This is a genomic window from Arthrobacter sp. 10N43 (genome assembly GCF_056394525.1).
Genome location: NZ_JBFTIA010000008.1, coordinates 135,326 through 150,114 on the forward strand (window position 1 = coordinate 135,326; position 14,789 = coordinate 150,114).

13 protein-coding genes and 2 riboswitches are annotated in these 14,789 nt (G+C 67.7%); of the genes, 1 reads left to right on the forward strand and 12 read right to left on the reverse strand.

All coding sequences use genetic code 11. The features are described from left to right. Nucleotides 1-168 precede the first annotated feature (168 nt). From AC1DDO_RS16230 to AC1DDO_RS16270, 9 genes are all read right to left on the reverse strand, one after another. Nucleotides 169-3,204, reverse strand: coding sequence for an alpha-mannosidase (locus tag AC1DDO_RS16230; protein WP_476972240.1), 3,036 nt, complete (start codon nucleotides 3,202-3,204; stop codon nucleotides 169-171). A gap of 91 nt (nucleotides 3,205-3,295) precedes the next feature. Then, entirely contained in the window at nucleotides 3,296-4,168 is an 873-nt protein-coding gene (fdhD, locus tag AC1DDO_RS16235; protein WP_476867272.1) for a formate dehydrogenase accessory sulfurtransferase FdhD, read from the reverse strand. A 110-nt stretch (nucleotides 4,169-4,278) separates the two neighbouring features. After that, on the reverse strand, nucleotides 4,279-5,823 hold the full coding sequence (locus AC1DDO_RS16240; RefSeq protein WP_476867273.1) for a molybdopterin molybdotransferase MoeA: 1,545 nt from the start codon (nucleotides 5,821-5,823) through the stop codon (nucleotides 4,279-4,281). Continuing rightward, entirely contained in the window at nucleotides 5,820-6,116 is a 297-nt protein-coding gene (locus AC1DDO_RS16245) for a DUF6457 domain-containing protein (protein ID WP_476867274.1), read from the reverse strand. Before AC1DDO_RS16245 ends, AC1DDO_RS16240 begins: the two co-directional genes overlap by 4 nt. A 21-nt stretch (nucleotides 6,117-6,137) precedes the next feature. Then, nucleotides 6,138-6,815 carry a molybdenum cofactor guanylyltransferase gene (mobA, locus tag AC1DDO_RS16250; protein ID WP_476867275.1) on the reverse strand — a complete coding sequence of 226 codons (678 nt, stop codon included), beginning with the start codon at nucleotides 6,813-6,815 and terminating at the stop codon, nucleotides 6,138-6,140. A 62-nt stretch (nucleotides 6,816-6,877) separates the two neighbouring features. Continuing rightward, nucleotides 6,878-7,378, reverse strand: coding sequence for an HNH endonuclease (locus AC1DDO_RS16255; RefSeq protein WP_229993807.1), 501 nt, complete (start codon nucleotides 7,376-7,378; stop codon nucleotides 6,878-6,880). Nucleotides 7,379-7,599: 221 nt separating this feature from the next. Further along, nucleotides 7,600-8,358: an NlpC/P60 family protein gene (locus tag AC1DDO_RS16260; RefSeq protein ID WP_476867276.1), complete on the reverse strand. Its 759-nt coding sequence runs from the start codon at nucleotides 8,356-8,358 to the stop codon at nucleotides 7,600-7,602. Nucleotides 8,359-8,654: 296 nt separating this feature from the next. Next, nucleotides 8,655-8,824: riboswitch (cyclic di-AMP (ydaO/yuaA leader) on the reverse strand. Nucleotides 8,825-8,960: 136 nt separating this feature from the next. After that, on the reverse strand, nucleotides 8,961-9,782 hold the full coding sequence (locus tag AC1DDO_RS16265; protein ID WP_476972241.1) for a M23 family metallopeptidase: 822 nt from the start codon (nucleotides 9,780-9,782) through the stop codon (nucleotides 8,961-8,963). 4 nt (nucleotides 9,783-9,786) lie between these two features. Continuing rightward, a riboswitch (cyclic di-AMP (ydaO/yuaA leader) is annotated at nucleotides 9,787-10,000 on the reverse strand. Between the two features lie 150 nt (nucleotides 10,001-10,150). Further along, nucleotides 10,151-10,846, reverse strand: a complete 696-nt coding sequence (locus tag AC1DDO_RS16270) for an iron-dependent transcriptional repressor DtxR (protein ID WP_476867278.1) — start codon at nucleotides 10,844-10,846, stop codon at nucleotides 10,151-10,153. Between the two features lie 343 nt (nucleotides 10,847-11,189). On the opposite strand from AC1DDO_RS16270, the gene serC reads away from it, so the two are divergent. After that, nucleotides 11,190-12,317, forward strand: a complete 1,128-nt coding sequence (gene serC, locus AC1DDO_RS16275) for a phosphoserine transaminase (protein ID WP_476867279.1) — start codon at nucleotides 11,190-11,192, stop codon at nucleotides 12,315-12,317. Here serC and AC1DDO_RS16280 read toward each other — a convergent pair. Genes AC1DDO_RS16280 through AC1DDO_RS16290 form a run of 3 tightly spaced genes read right to left on the reverse strand, consistent with a single transcriptional unit; the run spans nucleotide 12,307 to nucleotide 14,716 of the window. Further along, entirely contained in the window at nucleotides 12,307-13,632 is a 1,326-nt protein-coding gene (locus AC1DDO_RS16280; RefSeq protein ID WP_476867280.1) for an MFS transporter, read from the reverse strand. The two genes, serC and AC1DDO_RS16280, sit on opposite strands and share 11 nt — an antisense overlap. A 44-nt stretch (nucleotides 13,633-13,676) precedes the next feature. Continuing rightward, complete coding sequence (locus tag AC1DDO_RS16285) at nucleotides 13,677-14,324, reverse strand: DUF3027 domain-containing protein (protein WP_476867281.1); 648 nt, start codon at nucleotides 14,322-14,324, stop codon at nucleotides 13,677-13,679. Nucleotides 14,325-14,332: 8 nt separating this feature from the next. Further along, on the reverse strand, nucleotides 14,333-14,716 hold the full coding sequence (locus AC1DDO_RS16290; RefSeq protein ID WP_390205746.1) for a cold-shock protein: 384 nt from the start codon (nucleotides 14,714-14,716) through the stop codon (nucleotides 14,333-14,335). Nucleotides 14,717-14,789 lie beyond the last annotated feature (73 nt).

Consider the following 14,789-nt stretch of genomic DNA (forward strand, 5'->3'; position numbering starts at 1 on the left):
ATTAGACCGTGAAAGAATCATGAATGTGTGAAAGCGGCAATCGCTTCGTGTACGGAAGTCAGCCGTGCGAAGCAGAGGCAGTCGTCCAAGCGCCATTGGGGGGATGAGTGGTAGCGGTCCGCAAGGACCGCTCCCACTCAGCCTGCTTAACGGCGTTTTCCCTGCACTTCAGCGCTGGAACCTCAGCGTGACCAGCTGGAACGGCCGCAACGTAAGCTCGGCAGAGTCGGGACCGGCAGCCACTCCCGGCGCATCGACAGGCCGTTCCAACAGATCCACGGCGAGTATCCCGCGGACCGGGAAGTTGGCCTTCACGAGGCCGGTGGAGCGTTCCCCGAGCGATTCGTACAGCCGGACAATCACGTCTCCGGAGCCGTCTTCGGCGAGTTTGACCGCTTCAACGACGATTGCCTGGTTGACCACGGTGACCAGCGGCTCCACCGTGTGGGCACCCTGTACAACCCGCGGGGGGAGGTTGGTGCGGTAGCCCTCTTCGACGGCGTCCGCGATCGTGGCACCGGGCCGGATCGTGACGTGCAGCTCGTGCCTGCCCTGGTCGGCGCCGGGATCCGGGAACTTCGGCGCCCGCAGCAGCGAGACCCGCACCGTGGTGGTGGTGCCGCCGTCGTCCTCCCGGACGTTGCGCGTCACGTCGTGGCCGTAGCTGGACGCGTTGGAGACCGCCACCCCGTAGCCGGGCTCGGCGACGTGGATCCAGCGGTGGGCGCAGATCTCGAATTTCGCGGCTTCCCAGGACGTGTTGACATGAGTGGGGCGGAACACGTGGCCGAACTGCGTCTCCGCCGCGGACCGGTCGGCCCGGACGTCCAGGGCGAAGCCGAGCTTGAGCAGTTTTTGCCGCTCCTGCCAGTCCACCAGGGTGGTGATCGCGAGGGAGCCTGCGCCCGCGGCCAGCGTAATCCGCTGGGTCACGGCCGAGGACCCGGCCATCCGCTCCACCACCACGACGGCGTCCGGGCTTTGCCCCCGGGGGTCGCGCTCCAGGGTCACGGAACGCGCCTCAACCAGGCGGACGACGTTCCGGCGGTAGAAGGCGTCGATGTCCCACGCGTCCCATTCATTCGGCGTATCCCGGTGCAGTTCCAGGAGGTTGCCGGACTCCCCGGGAGCGATCGCCTCCCGCCCGGTGGTGTGATCGATGAGCGAGGCCAGCAGCCCGTCGGCATCGACCACCGCCCGGATGATGCCGTTGTCCAGGATGTAGCCGCCGTCCGCCTCGGTGACCGACACCGGCTGTCCGGGCCGGACGGGTTCTGCAGCACCCAACGCCGGCACTCCCTGGCGCTCCTGCGGGGCGGCGTTGAGGAGGAATTCCCGGTTGCCGGGGCCCAGGGCCGCGGCCGCGGCGTTCGTGATGATCGTTTCCAGCCCCCGTTCGACGGCGGCGTAGTTCCGTTCGGCGTCCTGGTGGACCCACGCGATGGAACTGCCCGGCAGGATGTCATGGAACTGCTGGAGAAGGACCAGCCGCCAGAGTCGCTTGAGCTCCGCGGCAGGGTAATGGTGCCCCGCGCGCACGGCCGCCGTGGCACTCCAGAGTTCGGCTTCCCGGAGCAGGTGCTCGCTGCGCCGGTTGCCCAACTTGGTCTTGGCCTGGCTGGTGTAGGTTCCCCGGTGCAGTTCCAGGTACATCTCCCCCACCCAGACCGGCAGGGGCTCATACTCGGCCTGGGCCTGCTCGAAGAAGCTGGCTGCCGAGCCGATCCGAACCTTCGGGGAGCCTTCCAGGTCCGCCGTGCGCTGCGCCGCGGCCAGCATCTCGCGGGTTGGGCCGCCGCCGCCGTCGCCGTACCCGAAGGGCACCAGGGATGTGGCCCCGCGGCCGTGGTCCCGGTAGTTCCGTTCGGCGTGCGCCAGGTCCCGGGCACTGAGGTCGGAGTTGTAGCTGTCCACCGGCGGGAAATGGGTGAATACGCGGGTGCCGTCGATGCCCTCCCAGTTGAAGGTGTGGTGCGGCATCCTGTTGACCTGGTTCCACGAGATCTTCTGGGTGAGGAACCAGCGGCTGCCTGCGGCCTTGATGATCTGCGGGAGCGCTGCGGAATACCCGAACGTGTCCGGGAGCCACGCTTCCTGGCATTCGACCCCGAATTCGTCCAGGAAGAAGCTCTTGCCCTCGAGGAACTGCCGCGCCATGGCCTCGCCGCCGGGCATGTTGGAGTCCGATTCGACCCACATTCCGCCGACGGGAACAAACTGGCCGGCGCGGACTTTGTCCCGGATGCGCCCGAACAGCTCCGGGTAGTACTCCTTCATCCACGCAAGCTGTTGGGCCGAGGAACACGAAAAGATGAACTCGGGATGTTCGTCCATCAGCGCCACCACGTTGGAGAACGTCCGGGCGCACTTGCGGATGGTTTCCCGGACGGGCCACAGCCAGGCCGAATCGATGTGGGCGTGGCCCGTGGCCACGAGCTGGTGCGCCGAGGCGTTGGCCGGCTGGGACAGGACGTCGGCCAGGGCGGCCCGCCCGGCGTCCGCGGTGCCGGCGACGTCGTCGGGGTCCATGATGTCCAGCATGCGTTCGAGCGCCCGCAGGATTTGGTGCCGGCGGGGCAGGTCCATGGGCAGTTCGTGCATGAGCCCGCTGAGCGTGAAGATGTCCTGCTGGAGTTCCCAGGCCGCCTGGTTGCGTTCGGCGATCGCGATCCTGCCCAGGCGGTACTTGGGCTCGCTGCCCGAGGTGGCTTTGTCGCCGTACGGCGTGGCGGCAAAGGTCCAGTTCTGGGACAAGTCCGGGTTGGCCGCGGCTTCGACATAGAAGTCAACGGCCATGCCGCTGCCCAGGAGCTTGAGCGGAATGTACTGGTTCCGCGGTGAAACCGCCTTGATGATGGTCCCGTCGGACCGCCAGGCGATGCCTTCGCACTGGAAGCCCGGGGCGTCGGCGCTGAAACCCAGGTCCACCAGGACTTCCACCGAGGTGCCGGCCGCGGCTCCCCAGCCGTCCGGCACGTCGCCCCGGAGCCGGAGCCACTTGGTGCTCCATGGCCGGCCCCAGGCCGCTCCGTGTTCCTGGGGCGTGAACTCGTGCCGGAGGGCTTCCAGCACGGGCACGGGTTCGTCCGGCACGTCCCAGCTGCTCAGCGTCAGCGGGACGCTGCGCGGGTAAACGGCGGGGGCGATGCGGTCACGCAGAAAGCGGTCCAGCCGGACTTCCGTAAGACGGCGGTCGTCGTGCAATGTGTTCCTCTTCAGCGCTGGGGGCGTCCGATTGGCTCCAATCGATGGATAAAACTTACGCCGAGGGGAACCCGTTGGCCAAGTGTTGCTGCTAGCTGGCCGCGGGGGCCGGGACTGCGACGCGCTGCTGGCCTGCGTAGACGTTCAGGCTGGTCCGGCGGCTGAACCCTGCCAGGGTCATCCCGCTGGCCTCGGCCAGTTCGACGGCCAGGCTGGAGGGTGCGCTGACTGCGGCGAGGACCGGGATTCCGGCGAGGGCTGCCTTCTGGACGAGCTCGAACGACGCCCTGCCGGAGACCTGCAGCACGGTGCCCCGGAGCGGGAGCAGGCCTTCGCGGAGGGCCCAGCCCACTACCTTGTCCACGGCGTTGTGCCGTCCGACATCTTCCCGGAGGCACAACAACTCCGCCGAGCCGTCGTCGGCGATTCTGAAGAGCCCGGCGGCGTGCACCCCGCCGGTGAGGTCGAAGACCTCCTGGGCGGACCGAAGGGCATCCGGGAGGGCCGCGAGCGTTTCGACGGGAACGGTCAACGGATCCTGTGCCGGGCTGTAGTGCGAGGATTTTCGCACGGCATCGATCGAGTCCGTCCCGCAGATGCCGCACGAACTGGACGTGAAGACGTTTCGGCCGGTCTCCGGCAGGACGACGTCGGGCCGCAGTTGGGCCTCCACGACGTTGAAGGTCTGGATCCCGTCGGCGTCTTCACCGGCGCAGAACCTGAGCGAAACCAGCTGCTCAGGTGTCCAGATGATTCCTTCGGAGACCAGGAACCCCGCGACGAGGTCGAAGTCGCTGCCCGGCGTTCGCATGGTGACGGAGAAGGACATGTTTCCGAGCCGGATTTCCAGCGGTTCCTCGACGGCGAGGACGTCCTCCCGGTGCCGGACCGGGAATTCGAGGGCGTGCGCGGACCCGTCCAGGACAATTTTGTGCACTTTGCGGCGCTGCGTCACGCGGCCCATCGGGTACTCCTTGGCAACATATTCATTTGGGTTTGGCTGATTCCATCATTGCAAGTGCCTGATCCTGAAGCCAGCGCAGCCGGCGGCCGGTATCCCGCGTCGGAGGGTGTTCAGCCCAGGAGGGCGCTCCAGTCGACCGGCCCGTCGCTGGCCGCGGTTTTCCTGGCGGTCCGCTTCGCCGCAGGCTTCGCCACGGGAGCTGCCGAGGCGTCAGGGATCGGCGCACCCCACGGGAGCGCGAACGCGGGGACCAGCTCTCCCAGCTGAACTCCATGGGGCGGGACCACCAGGACGCCGTCGGCGGCGGCCAGGCCCCGCATCATTCCCGGGCCGGTGTGCTGCGCCGGGGATGCCATGCCGTAGAGCAGCCGGAAGGGCATGAGCCGGGTCCGGCCGGGATCGGCGTCAATCGTCGAACCGCAGGGCACCTCGCTGAGCGGCCGCAGGGAACCGTGCCCCAGGGCGGCGAGGAGCGGGGCTCCGATCGTGGACAGCGCCATCATGGCCGCGAGCGGGTTTCCCGGCAGGCCGAGGATATACCGGCCGTCCGGCAGTTCGGCCAGCACGGCCGGGTGGCCCGGCCGCATCGCGATCCCGTCGATCAGCAGGCGTCCGCCCAGCTCGGCGACCGAACGCCTGAGGTGGTCCGTTCCGGAGCGTCCGGTGCCGCCGGTGGTGATGACGACGTCGGCTGGCAGGCTTTCACCGGCAGGATCGCTGTCCTCGAGGGCGGCGATCCATTCTGCGTAGGAATCGCCGACTTTCACTTCTTCGGTGCAGATCCCGCCGAGCATTCCCACCACAGCTGCCAGCTGGGGTCCGAACGTGTCGCGGACTTCCCCGGGCGCCGGCCTCCCGGATGCCACCACCTCGGAACCGGTGAAGACCAGTCGCACCACGGCCTTGCCAAGCACCGGAAGCGCGTCGTGTCCGGCCAAGGCGGCGAGGGCCAGGTGGGCGGGATTCAGGACCGCGCCGCTCTTGACCAGGACGTCCCCGGCGGCGGCTTCTTCTCCGGCTTTCCTGATGTGGTCGCCGTTGCGCGGGTCCCCCGGCTTCGCGGTGCCGCCGAGTTTCAGCACGGGCAGGCCGTCCTCATCGGCGTCGATGATGCCGCTTTCGCTGCGCAGCACGGCCTTGGCCCCGGCGGGGATGAGGCCTCCGGTGGCGATCGGGCTTGCCTGGTGCGGTGCCAGCCGCTGGTCCGGTTCGGCCAGGATCCAGGGACCGCTGCCGTTGACGGCCCAGCCGTCCATGGCGGAGGAGGCATAGTGCGGCATGTCCTGCAGGGCCAGCACGTCAGCGGCCAGGGTGCGGCCCAGCGCCTCCCGGAGCGGGACGGGGGCGGCCGGGATGGGCGTGGCACAGTCGAAGGCGAGCTGCCGGGCCTCCTGCCATGTGTGGGCCAGGTGCCGGTGCGGCGCGTCCGCAGCGTCCTGGTTGCCCGCATCCTGGTCCGCAGTGGCCTGGTCCGCGTCCGGCCCTGCTGTGTCCTCGTCTACCGTGTCCTCGTCTACCGCGTCGCGGTCCGCGTCCAGCCCTGCCGGGGCCTCCGTGAGGGCGTCCGAGTCCGTGAGGGGGTCCGTGCGGCCGCCTTCGGGGACGTTCCCGCCATGGACGGCCGGTCCGGCGTCGTCCGCAGCCGCAGCCGTCATGCCCCGGATGCTTCGGATGCTTCGGAGGCCGCGTAGTCCTTGGCGAGCCGGCGCGCTACTGCCATGGCGTCCTGCATGGACAGGGAGTCCGTCGCCCGCCCGGAGCCGGAGGCCAGGCCGGCGGCGTAGCCGGCAATGAATGTGGTCAGCGGCGCGGCCGGGCGCACTATCGAGTGGGCGGCCACCCCTGCCAGGGAGAGGACCTCGTTCACGTCAATCTCAACGTCTTCCAGCTCCAAGGCCTGGAGCAGGGCACGGCACCAGTCTTCCAGCGTTTCATCCTGGCTTTTCACCGTTTGCCTCCATGGTCGCGTTCAGCTGGGGAGTTCCGTGCCGGGGCCCGGACCGAGGCCTGGAATTGTGTCCGATACCCCCAACGCGGACGCATCATCCCAGGTATCAACATCGTCCGTGGACCCGGGGGGAACGCGGACTTCCCGTACGTCCAGCCTAGCAAGAAGGGAGAAGGCCGACGCGTTTTCCAGGCTGCCCCGATGCCGGGCGTCCGTAACACTTTGTTGTAGCGCAGCTGTGCCATAAAAACCCGCTAGCGGCTGCTTCCGGCCGTCCTGGGAGACGGCCATGACCCCGTCGCCCCGGCCTGGTTCCGGCGCAGCCGCCAGGGAGGCCTCCAGCGATTCGGCCAGTACCCGGACGGCAGCGGAGGACCTTGGCATGTCACAGGCAAGGACCAGGATAAACGGCGCCGGAGCAGCGTCCCCACGCCGGACGGAATGGCCCGAGGCCAGCGCGTCCAGGCCCGCGGCGATGGCAGCGGCCGGCCCGGCGAAGGGCGGCTCCTCCCGGCAGGTCAGGACGCCGTCGGGCAGGTTCCCCGGGTCCGGCCCGACGACGACGGCGCGCCCCGCCCCGCCCGCGGCGCCCAGTGACCGCTCGAGGAGGGTGGCGCCGTCGTACACCAGCCGGGATTTGGGCACGCCGCCCAGGCGGGAGGACCTCCCCCCGGCGAGAATGATGGCATCGAACTCCACCGGTTCAGCCTAGCGCGGCGCCGGCTACGGGCAGATCTGGCAGGCCCCGCGCGGCCCAGAGGTCAGGCGGCCGATTCCGGCAGCAGGAACGGATCCCAGGCGGGCGTCGGCTTCTCGAGTTCCTTGATCTGCCAGATCGCGCCCTTCGGGGGGCCCGGAACAAACCCGATCTTCCAGCCCATCTCCGCCGGAGTGTGGTCGCTCTTGGCGTTGTTGCAGCGCAGGCAGGCCGCTACCAGGTTCTCCCAGGAATCGGCGCCACCCCGGGACTTGGGCTGGACGTGGTCGATCGTGTGCGCCGCCTTGCCGCAATAGGCGCAGCGGTGGGCATCCCGGCGGAGCACGCCGCGGCGGCTCACGGCCGTCATCGTGTTGTATCTCGGACGGATGTAGCGGTTCAGCAGGATCACGGACGGGCGGCCCAGGATGTCCTGGGGGCCGACGACGGGGTCGTCCCCTTCCGCCACAACGCTGGCCTTTCCGGTCAGGACAAGGACGAGCGCCCGGCGGAAGGTGATTACCGCCAGTGGTTCATATCCAGCATTCAGAACGAGAGTGCGCATCCGCATACCTCTTCACGGCCGCACCCGCCAGCGGCACGAGGGCCGGCTGCCCTCTGCATGGTCGGGCTATGGATCGACAAGACAAGAGTAAACACTCAGGTGCCGGATCACCGAATATTTTTTCACCGGCGCGGCCGTGCGCGCGCAAAGTTCATGGCGCGGTCACGCAAAAGACCCCCGCCAAAAGGCGGGGGTCTTTCGAAATGCTGGAGTGCTGTGGCTTAGCCGCCGACGCGGATGAAGACCGGGCCGGAGCCGACGTTCACGCTGTACAGCGCGGTGGTGCCGCCGTTCCAGCCGCCGTGGACTGCCATGCCGTTGCCGACGTAAACCGCGATGTGTGCCATGCCCACGCCGCCGTTCTGGTAATAGGCGAGGTCGCCCGGGCGTGCCTCGGCGGCGCTCACGGTGCGGCCCAGGGACAGGTAACCTGCCGGCCAGCCGTGGTAGTGGATGCCGGCCGCGGCCAGGGCGTTGGTGGCGAGGGCGGTGCAGTCCTGCGAAACGCCGATCTGCGCGTAGGCAGCAGCGGCGATGGTCGCGCCTGCTCCGCTGCCGATGCCGGCCGGAGCCTGGGCAGCGACGCCGCCGCTGACGCCAAGCTCGGTGCCGCCGGCGCGGGAGGCCGTGGAATCCTGGACGTTCACAACGGGCTTCGGGGCCTCGACGACGGGAGCCGGCGTGGTGGTCACGGCGGGCTTCTCATAGGAGATCGCGATGCTGGATGCGGCCGAAATGGTGGCCGGGGCTGCGGACTGGACTTCCAGGGCCGAAGCGGACGTGGATTCGCGCTGAACGTTGGTCTCAGCAGCGTTGGCTGCGATTCCGCTGGTCAGAACCAGACCGGAAGCTGCGGCGATGACCGCGGCCTGACGGCCCATGCCGCCGGCGTTGTCGCCGACAGCCTTAGCAATAACAGCCAGCGAGTTGGTCTTGGTGACCTCGGCTCGGTGCCGTGCAACGGTTGCACGAGTAGTCATTAAGTTCTCTCTTTCGTGATCCTTGGACCGCGCGCTTTCGGGCGCGGACTGAGGACGCTCCGGCATCTTGGGGGTACGCCGGATCGCCCCGAAATTGGGTTACTTAGCGAAGGGTGTACTGCGAAGACGCGCCAAATGCGGAAACTGCATGCTGTCCGGGCTCGGTAGAGAATGAGCCGGCGGAACGTGATCCCATCCGGGCGCCGACAAGGGCGGCACGTGATGTGGATTCCAGCGAGCTCGACAGAGCTTCGCCGGTGCGCATGCGCGCAGAGTTGTGGCGTGAAGACACGAAAGTAGCCTCTCCCAATGCCTACGAGGTGAGCTGTCGGATTCGGATGGGAGTCACCCGGCCGCGCTGCTTCCTGGGAAGCGTTGCGACTTAACCCCTAGGCCTTCTTTCGAAGGCCAAAATTGGTTCCCCCGCCCCTGCCAGACGATGTAATGCGAACGGACCTTGAGCGGTGGCAGAGCTAGGCAATCCACTCAAGAGCGCCAACTTCGGAAAAGTTGGCGTGCTTCAAACCCTACAGCAGTCCTGACCCAATGTCACATTCAGATCACGGCGTGTCACAAGAATTTGAGAGCGGTCCATCGTCTATTTAGAGCCATCCGAGCGGATCAACGACGTCGCCGTTGACCATCACTTCAAAGTGGAGGTGGCAGCCCGTGGAGGCGCCTGTGGTCCCGCTCATAGCGATGACATCTCCGCGCGATACCTTCTGGCCGACCCTGACCGAGGCCGAGGACAGGTGGTTGTACGTGGTCTCCAGGCCGTTGCCGTGGTCAATGACGACCCGGTTTCCGCCGCCGTAGGGATGCCATCCGTTGAACGTCACGGTGCCGCTGGCGGCCGCGTGGACGGCCGTGCCGCACTGGGCGGCGAAGTCCTGGCCGCGGTGGAACTCGCCCGCACCGCCGGTGATGGGGCTGACGCGGTAGCCGAACGGCGAGGCCGTGATCATCTGGTCCAGCGGTGCGCCGAGGGTGCCGGCGGATGCCGCGCGCGTGATGCTGCCCACAGACTGGGCGCTGAGCAGCTGCTTGAGCTTCCCGTCCGGATCACCCTTCGTGGTGACGGCCGTTCGGCTGAAATCGACTTTTGCGGCGGCGGGAGCCGTGACATCCGGCTGTACTGCAGCGGAGAGGGCGCCTGTTCCATCAGCGTTGGAGGCCAGCACGGGGCTCGTGGCGGGGACCGTCACAGTGAGGACCAGGCCCGTTGCGGCCAGTGCGATGCCGGCCTTCTGCCCGACCCCGCTGGCCGCGGCAAATTCCGTTACCTGACGGAACGGGCTGCGCCGCCGCCGGCGTTCATCGCGGTGCGCGTCGCGGGGGCGTTCGGCCATATGCTCGACGACGGGACGCGGCTCCGGAGCGGGACCGGTCGCGCGGCGACGGCCCCTGGCGGTCTGGGTGGTCAAGAACGGTTCCTCTCTGGATAGCCTGCGAAGTTAGCTGTCGGATTCGGGTCAGAGAGTTCAAAGACCCGGTCCGCCGTTGCAAGCAGCCAGACAGAGAGGCATCCCTGGGGATCCCTCGATGGACGTTGCTTGCCGCTGACGGACTTCACCCCAAGGCTGCTGAAGCAGCAGCCGAAAGTGGTTCCCCCGCCCCTGCCAGGAGGTGGTTCTGCGACTGATCCGCTGGCAGGGCTCGGCTTCGGATCAGGTAACGCTTTGGTATCGGCACTGGCCACTAACTATAGGGGATTAAGCCGTCCGGTAATAAATCCGTAACCCCAGATGTGCAGAACTCATGGGTCGTCCCATGACCGGCGCGTTGTGGCTGGTCAGGCGAGTGTTACAAAGACGTGCGCCGCAACCTCGGGCGGCAACTCCAGGGCACCCTCGATATCGGGAACGCGGACCGAGATGTACTCCCCCACCCGCTCCAGCGACACCAGCGCACCAGGCCGAATTCCACCTTCGTCGAGCTGGGCCAGAAGCTCCGGCTCCACCTGGATCGGCTCCGCGAGCCGGTTGACCGTGACCCGCGAACCCGCACCGTAGCCGGCCATGGCCTCAAGCAGGTTCACGGCCCCATCGGCCGGGGCGCCGTTGGACACGCCGCCAAGATCGGCAAGACCGGGAATGGGGTTTCCGTAGGGCGAAACGGTGGGGTGGTCCAGCATCTCAAAAATTCGCCGCTCAACCCGCTCACTCATGACATGCTCCCAGCGGCATGCCTCCTCGTGGACATAGGCCCAGTCGAGTCCGATCACGTCGGCGAGCAGGCGTTCGGCGAGGCGGTGCTTGCGCATGACGCCGATGGCGCGTTTCCGTCCGGTTTCGGTCAGTTCAAGGTGCCGGTCGCCCGAAACAACCACCAGTCCGTCGCGTTCCATCCGGCCGATGGTCTGCGAGACAGTGGGGCCGGAGTGGCGGAGCCGTTCGGCAATGCGGGCGCGCAGGGCAACGATGTTTTCTTCTTCAAGTTCCAGAATGGTCCGAAGATACATCTCCGTAGTATCGATCAGATCAGTCATTCAGCTCAGCTCCTCGAGCGCAGTCCGTGCGTCATTCCCACCGTACCGCGTGCGGGCTGCATGCAGGATGCGCCTGGCAAGAACCGCCGTACGTTCGCATGCCAGCCTAGCCTATTTTGAATTACTCCGGATAATTTTCGTTCGGGCTGGCGCTGCCCCCGAGTGCCCACGCGCCGGCAGTTCCCGGGCGTCTCAATGACCGGACTGTGACAGGGCCTTTTCCGCGTCGCCGGTACCCGTCAGGCAGAATGAAACAGGCAGAATAAGCAGGGGTCCGTTGTAGCCATCCCCTACCGGGCCACCTTCCAGCCACGCTACGAACCAGCCGAAAATTGGAGCCACTGTGAGCGACACCAGCATCGCGATCCCCGCCAACCTCCTGCCCAAGGACGGCCGGTTCGGCGCCGGTCCGTCCAAGGTCAGGCCGGAACAGATGGAGGCCCTCGCCGCGTCGGCGAAGCTGCTGGGGACCTCGCACCGCCAGGCACCCGTGAAGAACCTGGTCGGCTCGGTGCGCAGCGGCCTGAGCGAATTCTTCCGTGCGCCCGAGGGCTACGAAGTGATCCTGGGCGTGGGCGGATCCACGGCATTCTGGGACATCGCCAGCTTTGGGCTTGTGGAGGAAAAGGCGCAGCACCTCTCCTTCGGCGAGTTCGGCTCGAAGTTTGCCTCGGCGACCAACAAGGCACCGTTCCTTGCCGAGTCCTCCATCATCAAGGCCGAACCCGGCACACGCCCCACGGCCCGGGCGGAGGCCGGCGTCGACGTTTACGCGTGGCCGCAGAACGAGACCTCAACCGGTGTGGCGGCCCCCGTCCGCCGCGTGGCAGGCGCCGATGAGGGGTCGCTGGTGCTGGTGGACGCGACCTCCGCCGCGGGCGGGCTTGACGTGGACGTGGCGGAGTCCGACGTGTACTACTTCGCGCCGCAAAAGAACTTCGCGTCCGACGGCGGCCTGTGGCTGGGCCTGTTCTCCCCGGCGGCTCTGGAGCGGGCGGCACGGATCAAGGCCGGCAACCGCTGGATTCCCGATTTCCTGGACCTCCAGACGGCGATCGATAACTCCCGGCTGAACCAGACCTACAACACGCCCGCCCTGGCCACCCTGGTGACCCTGGATGCCCAGGTGCAGTGGCTCAACGCCAACGGCGGCCTGGACTTCGCGGCCGGCCGGACGGCCGATTCTGCCGGCCGCATCTACCGCTGGGCCGAGGCGTCCAGCTACGCCACGCCGTTCGTGGCCAAGGCCGAGGACCGTTCCAACGTGATCGCCACGATCGACTTCGACGAATCGATCGATGCCGCGGCCATCGCCAAGGTGCTCCGCGCCAACGGCGTCGTCGACACGGAGCCGTACCGCAAGCTTGGCCGCAACCAGCTGCGCATCGCCACTTTCGTGGCGATCGAGCCGGACGATGTCTCGGCACTGCTCGAGTGCATCGACTTCGTGGTGGCAGAACTCAAGAAGTAGCTTCAGCATCCGACGGCGTCGCCGCGGCACCAGAACCTGGTGTCGTGTCGGCGCCGTTTCCGCTTTCGACGCGGAAGTACCGCAGCCCGCGCGCCCGGCGGTTGAAGTGGAGCCGCAAGTGCTGCGCCCGGATGATCCACACCAGCCCGATCAGGGCCGCGAGCAAGCCGGCGCCGGCCGCAACCCCCATGGACCAGCGGGGGCCGGCGGTGTTGGCCACCCAGCCGACCAGCGGCGCCCCGATGGGGGTTCCGCCCATGAAGATTGCCATGTAGAGGGCCATCACCCGGCCCCGCATGACGGGGTCCGTGGTGGTCTGGACGTACCCGTTGGCGCTGGTCATCATGGTGATTGCGAACAGCCCCACCGGCACCAGCGCCACGCCGTACCAGAAATAGCTGGGGGCCAGCGCCGCGATGCCAGAGGTCACGCCGAAGGCAGCGGCCGCCCCGAAAATGACCCGCAGCCGCGGCTTCCCCCGGCCGGCGGACATCAGCGCCCCCGCCACGGAGCCGATAGCCATGATCGAATTCATCAGGCCGAAGGCCCCGGCGTCGAGGCCGAATTCCGTGCCCACCATGGCCGCGATGAAGAGGGCGAAATTCAGCCCCAGGGTTCCCACAATGAAGATGGCCACGAGCACCACGATCAGGTCCGGACGGTGCCTGACATAGCGCAGCCCCTCCCGGATCCTGCCCTTGCCCGCCGGGGCGCGCGGCAGCCGGCGCAGCGAGGCCGCCGGGATGTTCGCCAGGCTCAGCAACAGGGCGACGAACGTGAGCGTGTTAATGAGGAACACCCAGCCGGGCCCGACGACGGCGGTGAGCAGGCCCGCGACGGCGGGGCCGATCATCCGGGCGACGTTGAAGGACGCGCTGTTGAGGGCCACGGCGTTGGAGAGGTAGTCGTCCTGGACCAGTTCCGAGACGAAGGTCTGCCGCACGGGAGCGTCGAGCGCGGAGACCACCCCGAGCATCAGGGCGAAGGCGTACACATGCCAGAGCTGCGCCGCGCCGGTCACCACCAGGATGCCCAGCCCCGCACTCAGCAGCGCCATCGCGGACTGGGTCAGCACCAGGAGCCGCTTGCGGTCGAAGCGGTCTGCAAGCAGCCCGGCCACGGGTGCCAGGAAGAGCTGCGGGCCCAGTTGCAGGGCCATGGTGATCCCCACCGCCCCGGCGTCCTGCGCCGTCAGGTGGGCGAACACCAGCCAGTCCTGGGCGGTGCGCTGCATCCAGGTGCCGATGTTGGAGACGAGTGCGCCGATGAACCAGATCCGGTAGTTCAGGATGTGCAGGGACTTGAACATGGACATCAGGTCCAGCCCTCCCTAAACACGCTCCCGGACGCTTCCAACCGTTAGTCGGCCTCCGCGAAGCGTTCCCGCTCATCGTCGGCGTCGTGCTGGTCGGCATCCTGCCGGTCAGCGTTCTGCTGATCAGAGGTCGGCTCGTCGTCGTCGTCAGCGGTCTGCTCGTCAGCGGTCTGCTCGCCGTCGTCGTCAGCGGCGTCCTGCTCGCCGACGGCGTCGGGCGCCTGTGACGGCGTTTCGATGCCGGCCGCCTCGTCGGCGGCCTCGTCAGCCTGCGCGTCTTCCGGGCGGACCCGCTCGGCCCACGGAACCCAGGCCGGCGCGAGGATGGAGTCCTCCGAGGGCAGCAGGCCCAGTTCGTCCACCGTGACCACCTTTGAGCGCGAGTTGCGGGTCAGCACCGCGTACCACTGCCAGCCCAGATAGCCGGGAAGCTTGGATTCGAAGAGGTGGGTCACCAGGCGGTCGCCCTCGCTGCGGGCACCGATGTGCTCGCCGATCTGCTCGGCGGGGGCGATGCCTTCCACGGCGGTGCGGGCGACGTCGACGGCGGCGGCAAGGAAGGCGTCAGGCTTGCCGGTGCGCCAGACGGGGACGCCGGCGCGCGGGCGGGTTGCGTGTTTGGAGCCGGTTCCCTTGGATCCGGCAGGCACCGAGGAGCCGGCGGCCGGCAACTGATCAGGTTCCTGAGTCATCAAGAGCCCTATACGTCCAGCTCGTCGGCAACCTTACGGAGGGCCGCTGCGATCGCCTTGCCCTTGTTGCCTTCCGGGTACTTGCCCGCGGACAGGGTCCCAGACAGGTTGTCCAGCACGGTAACGAGGTCCTGCACCAGCGGGGCAAGGTCCCTGGCGCTGGGCCGCTTCGCCTTGGCGATGGACGGAGTCTTGTCCAGCACGCGCAGGCCGAGGGCCTGGGCACCCTTCCGCCCGTCGGCTACACCAAATTCGACGCGCGTTCCGGCCTTGAGCTCACTGACACCCTCGGGCAGGGCGGACTTGGGCAGGAAGACTTCCTGGCCGTCCTCGCCAGCGAGGAATCCGAAGCCTTTTTCCTTGTCATACCACTTGACCTTGCCGGTAGGCACGTAATCAACCTTCTTCGTTCTGCGGGGACACGGCCGGCGGTCACCGCATCCGCATGGTTACGCGGGTTCAGGG

Bases quoted from the DNA above. Each gene is read 5' to 3' on its own strand.
- fdhD (WP_476867272.1), bottom strand. From the start codon at position 4,168: ATGGGCCGCGTGACGCAGCGCCGCAAAGTGCACAAAATTGTCCTGGAC.
- AC1DDO_RS16240 (WP_476867273.1), bottom strand. From the start codon at position 5,823: ATGACGGCTGCGGCTGCGGACGACGCCGGACCGGCCGTCCATGGCGGG.
- AC1DDO_RS16255 (WP_229993807.1), bottom strand. From the start codon at position 7,378: ATGCGCACTCTCGTTCTGAATGCTGGATATGAACCACTGGCGGTAATC.
- AC1DDO_RS16260 (WP_476867276.1), bottom strand. From the start codon at position 8,358: ATGACTACTCGTGCAACCGTTGCACGGCACCGAGCCGAGGTCACCAAG.
- AC1DDO_RS16270 (WP_476867278.1), bottom strand. From the start codon at position 10,846: ATGACTGATCTGATCGATACTACGGAGATGTATCTTCGGACCATTCTG.
- AC1DDO_RS16280 (WP_476867280.1), bottom strand. From the start codon at position 13,632: ATGTCCATGTTCAAGTCCCTGCACATCCTGAACTACCGGATCTGGTTC.
- AC1DDO_RS16285 (WP_476867281.1), bottom strand. From the start codon at position 14,324: ATGACTCAGGAACCTGATCAGTTGCCGGCCGCCGGCTCCTCGGTGCCT.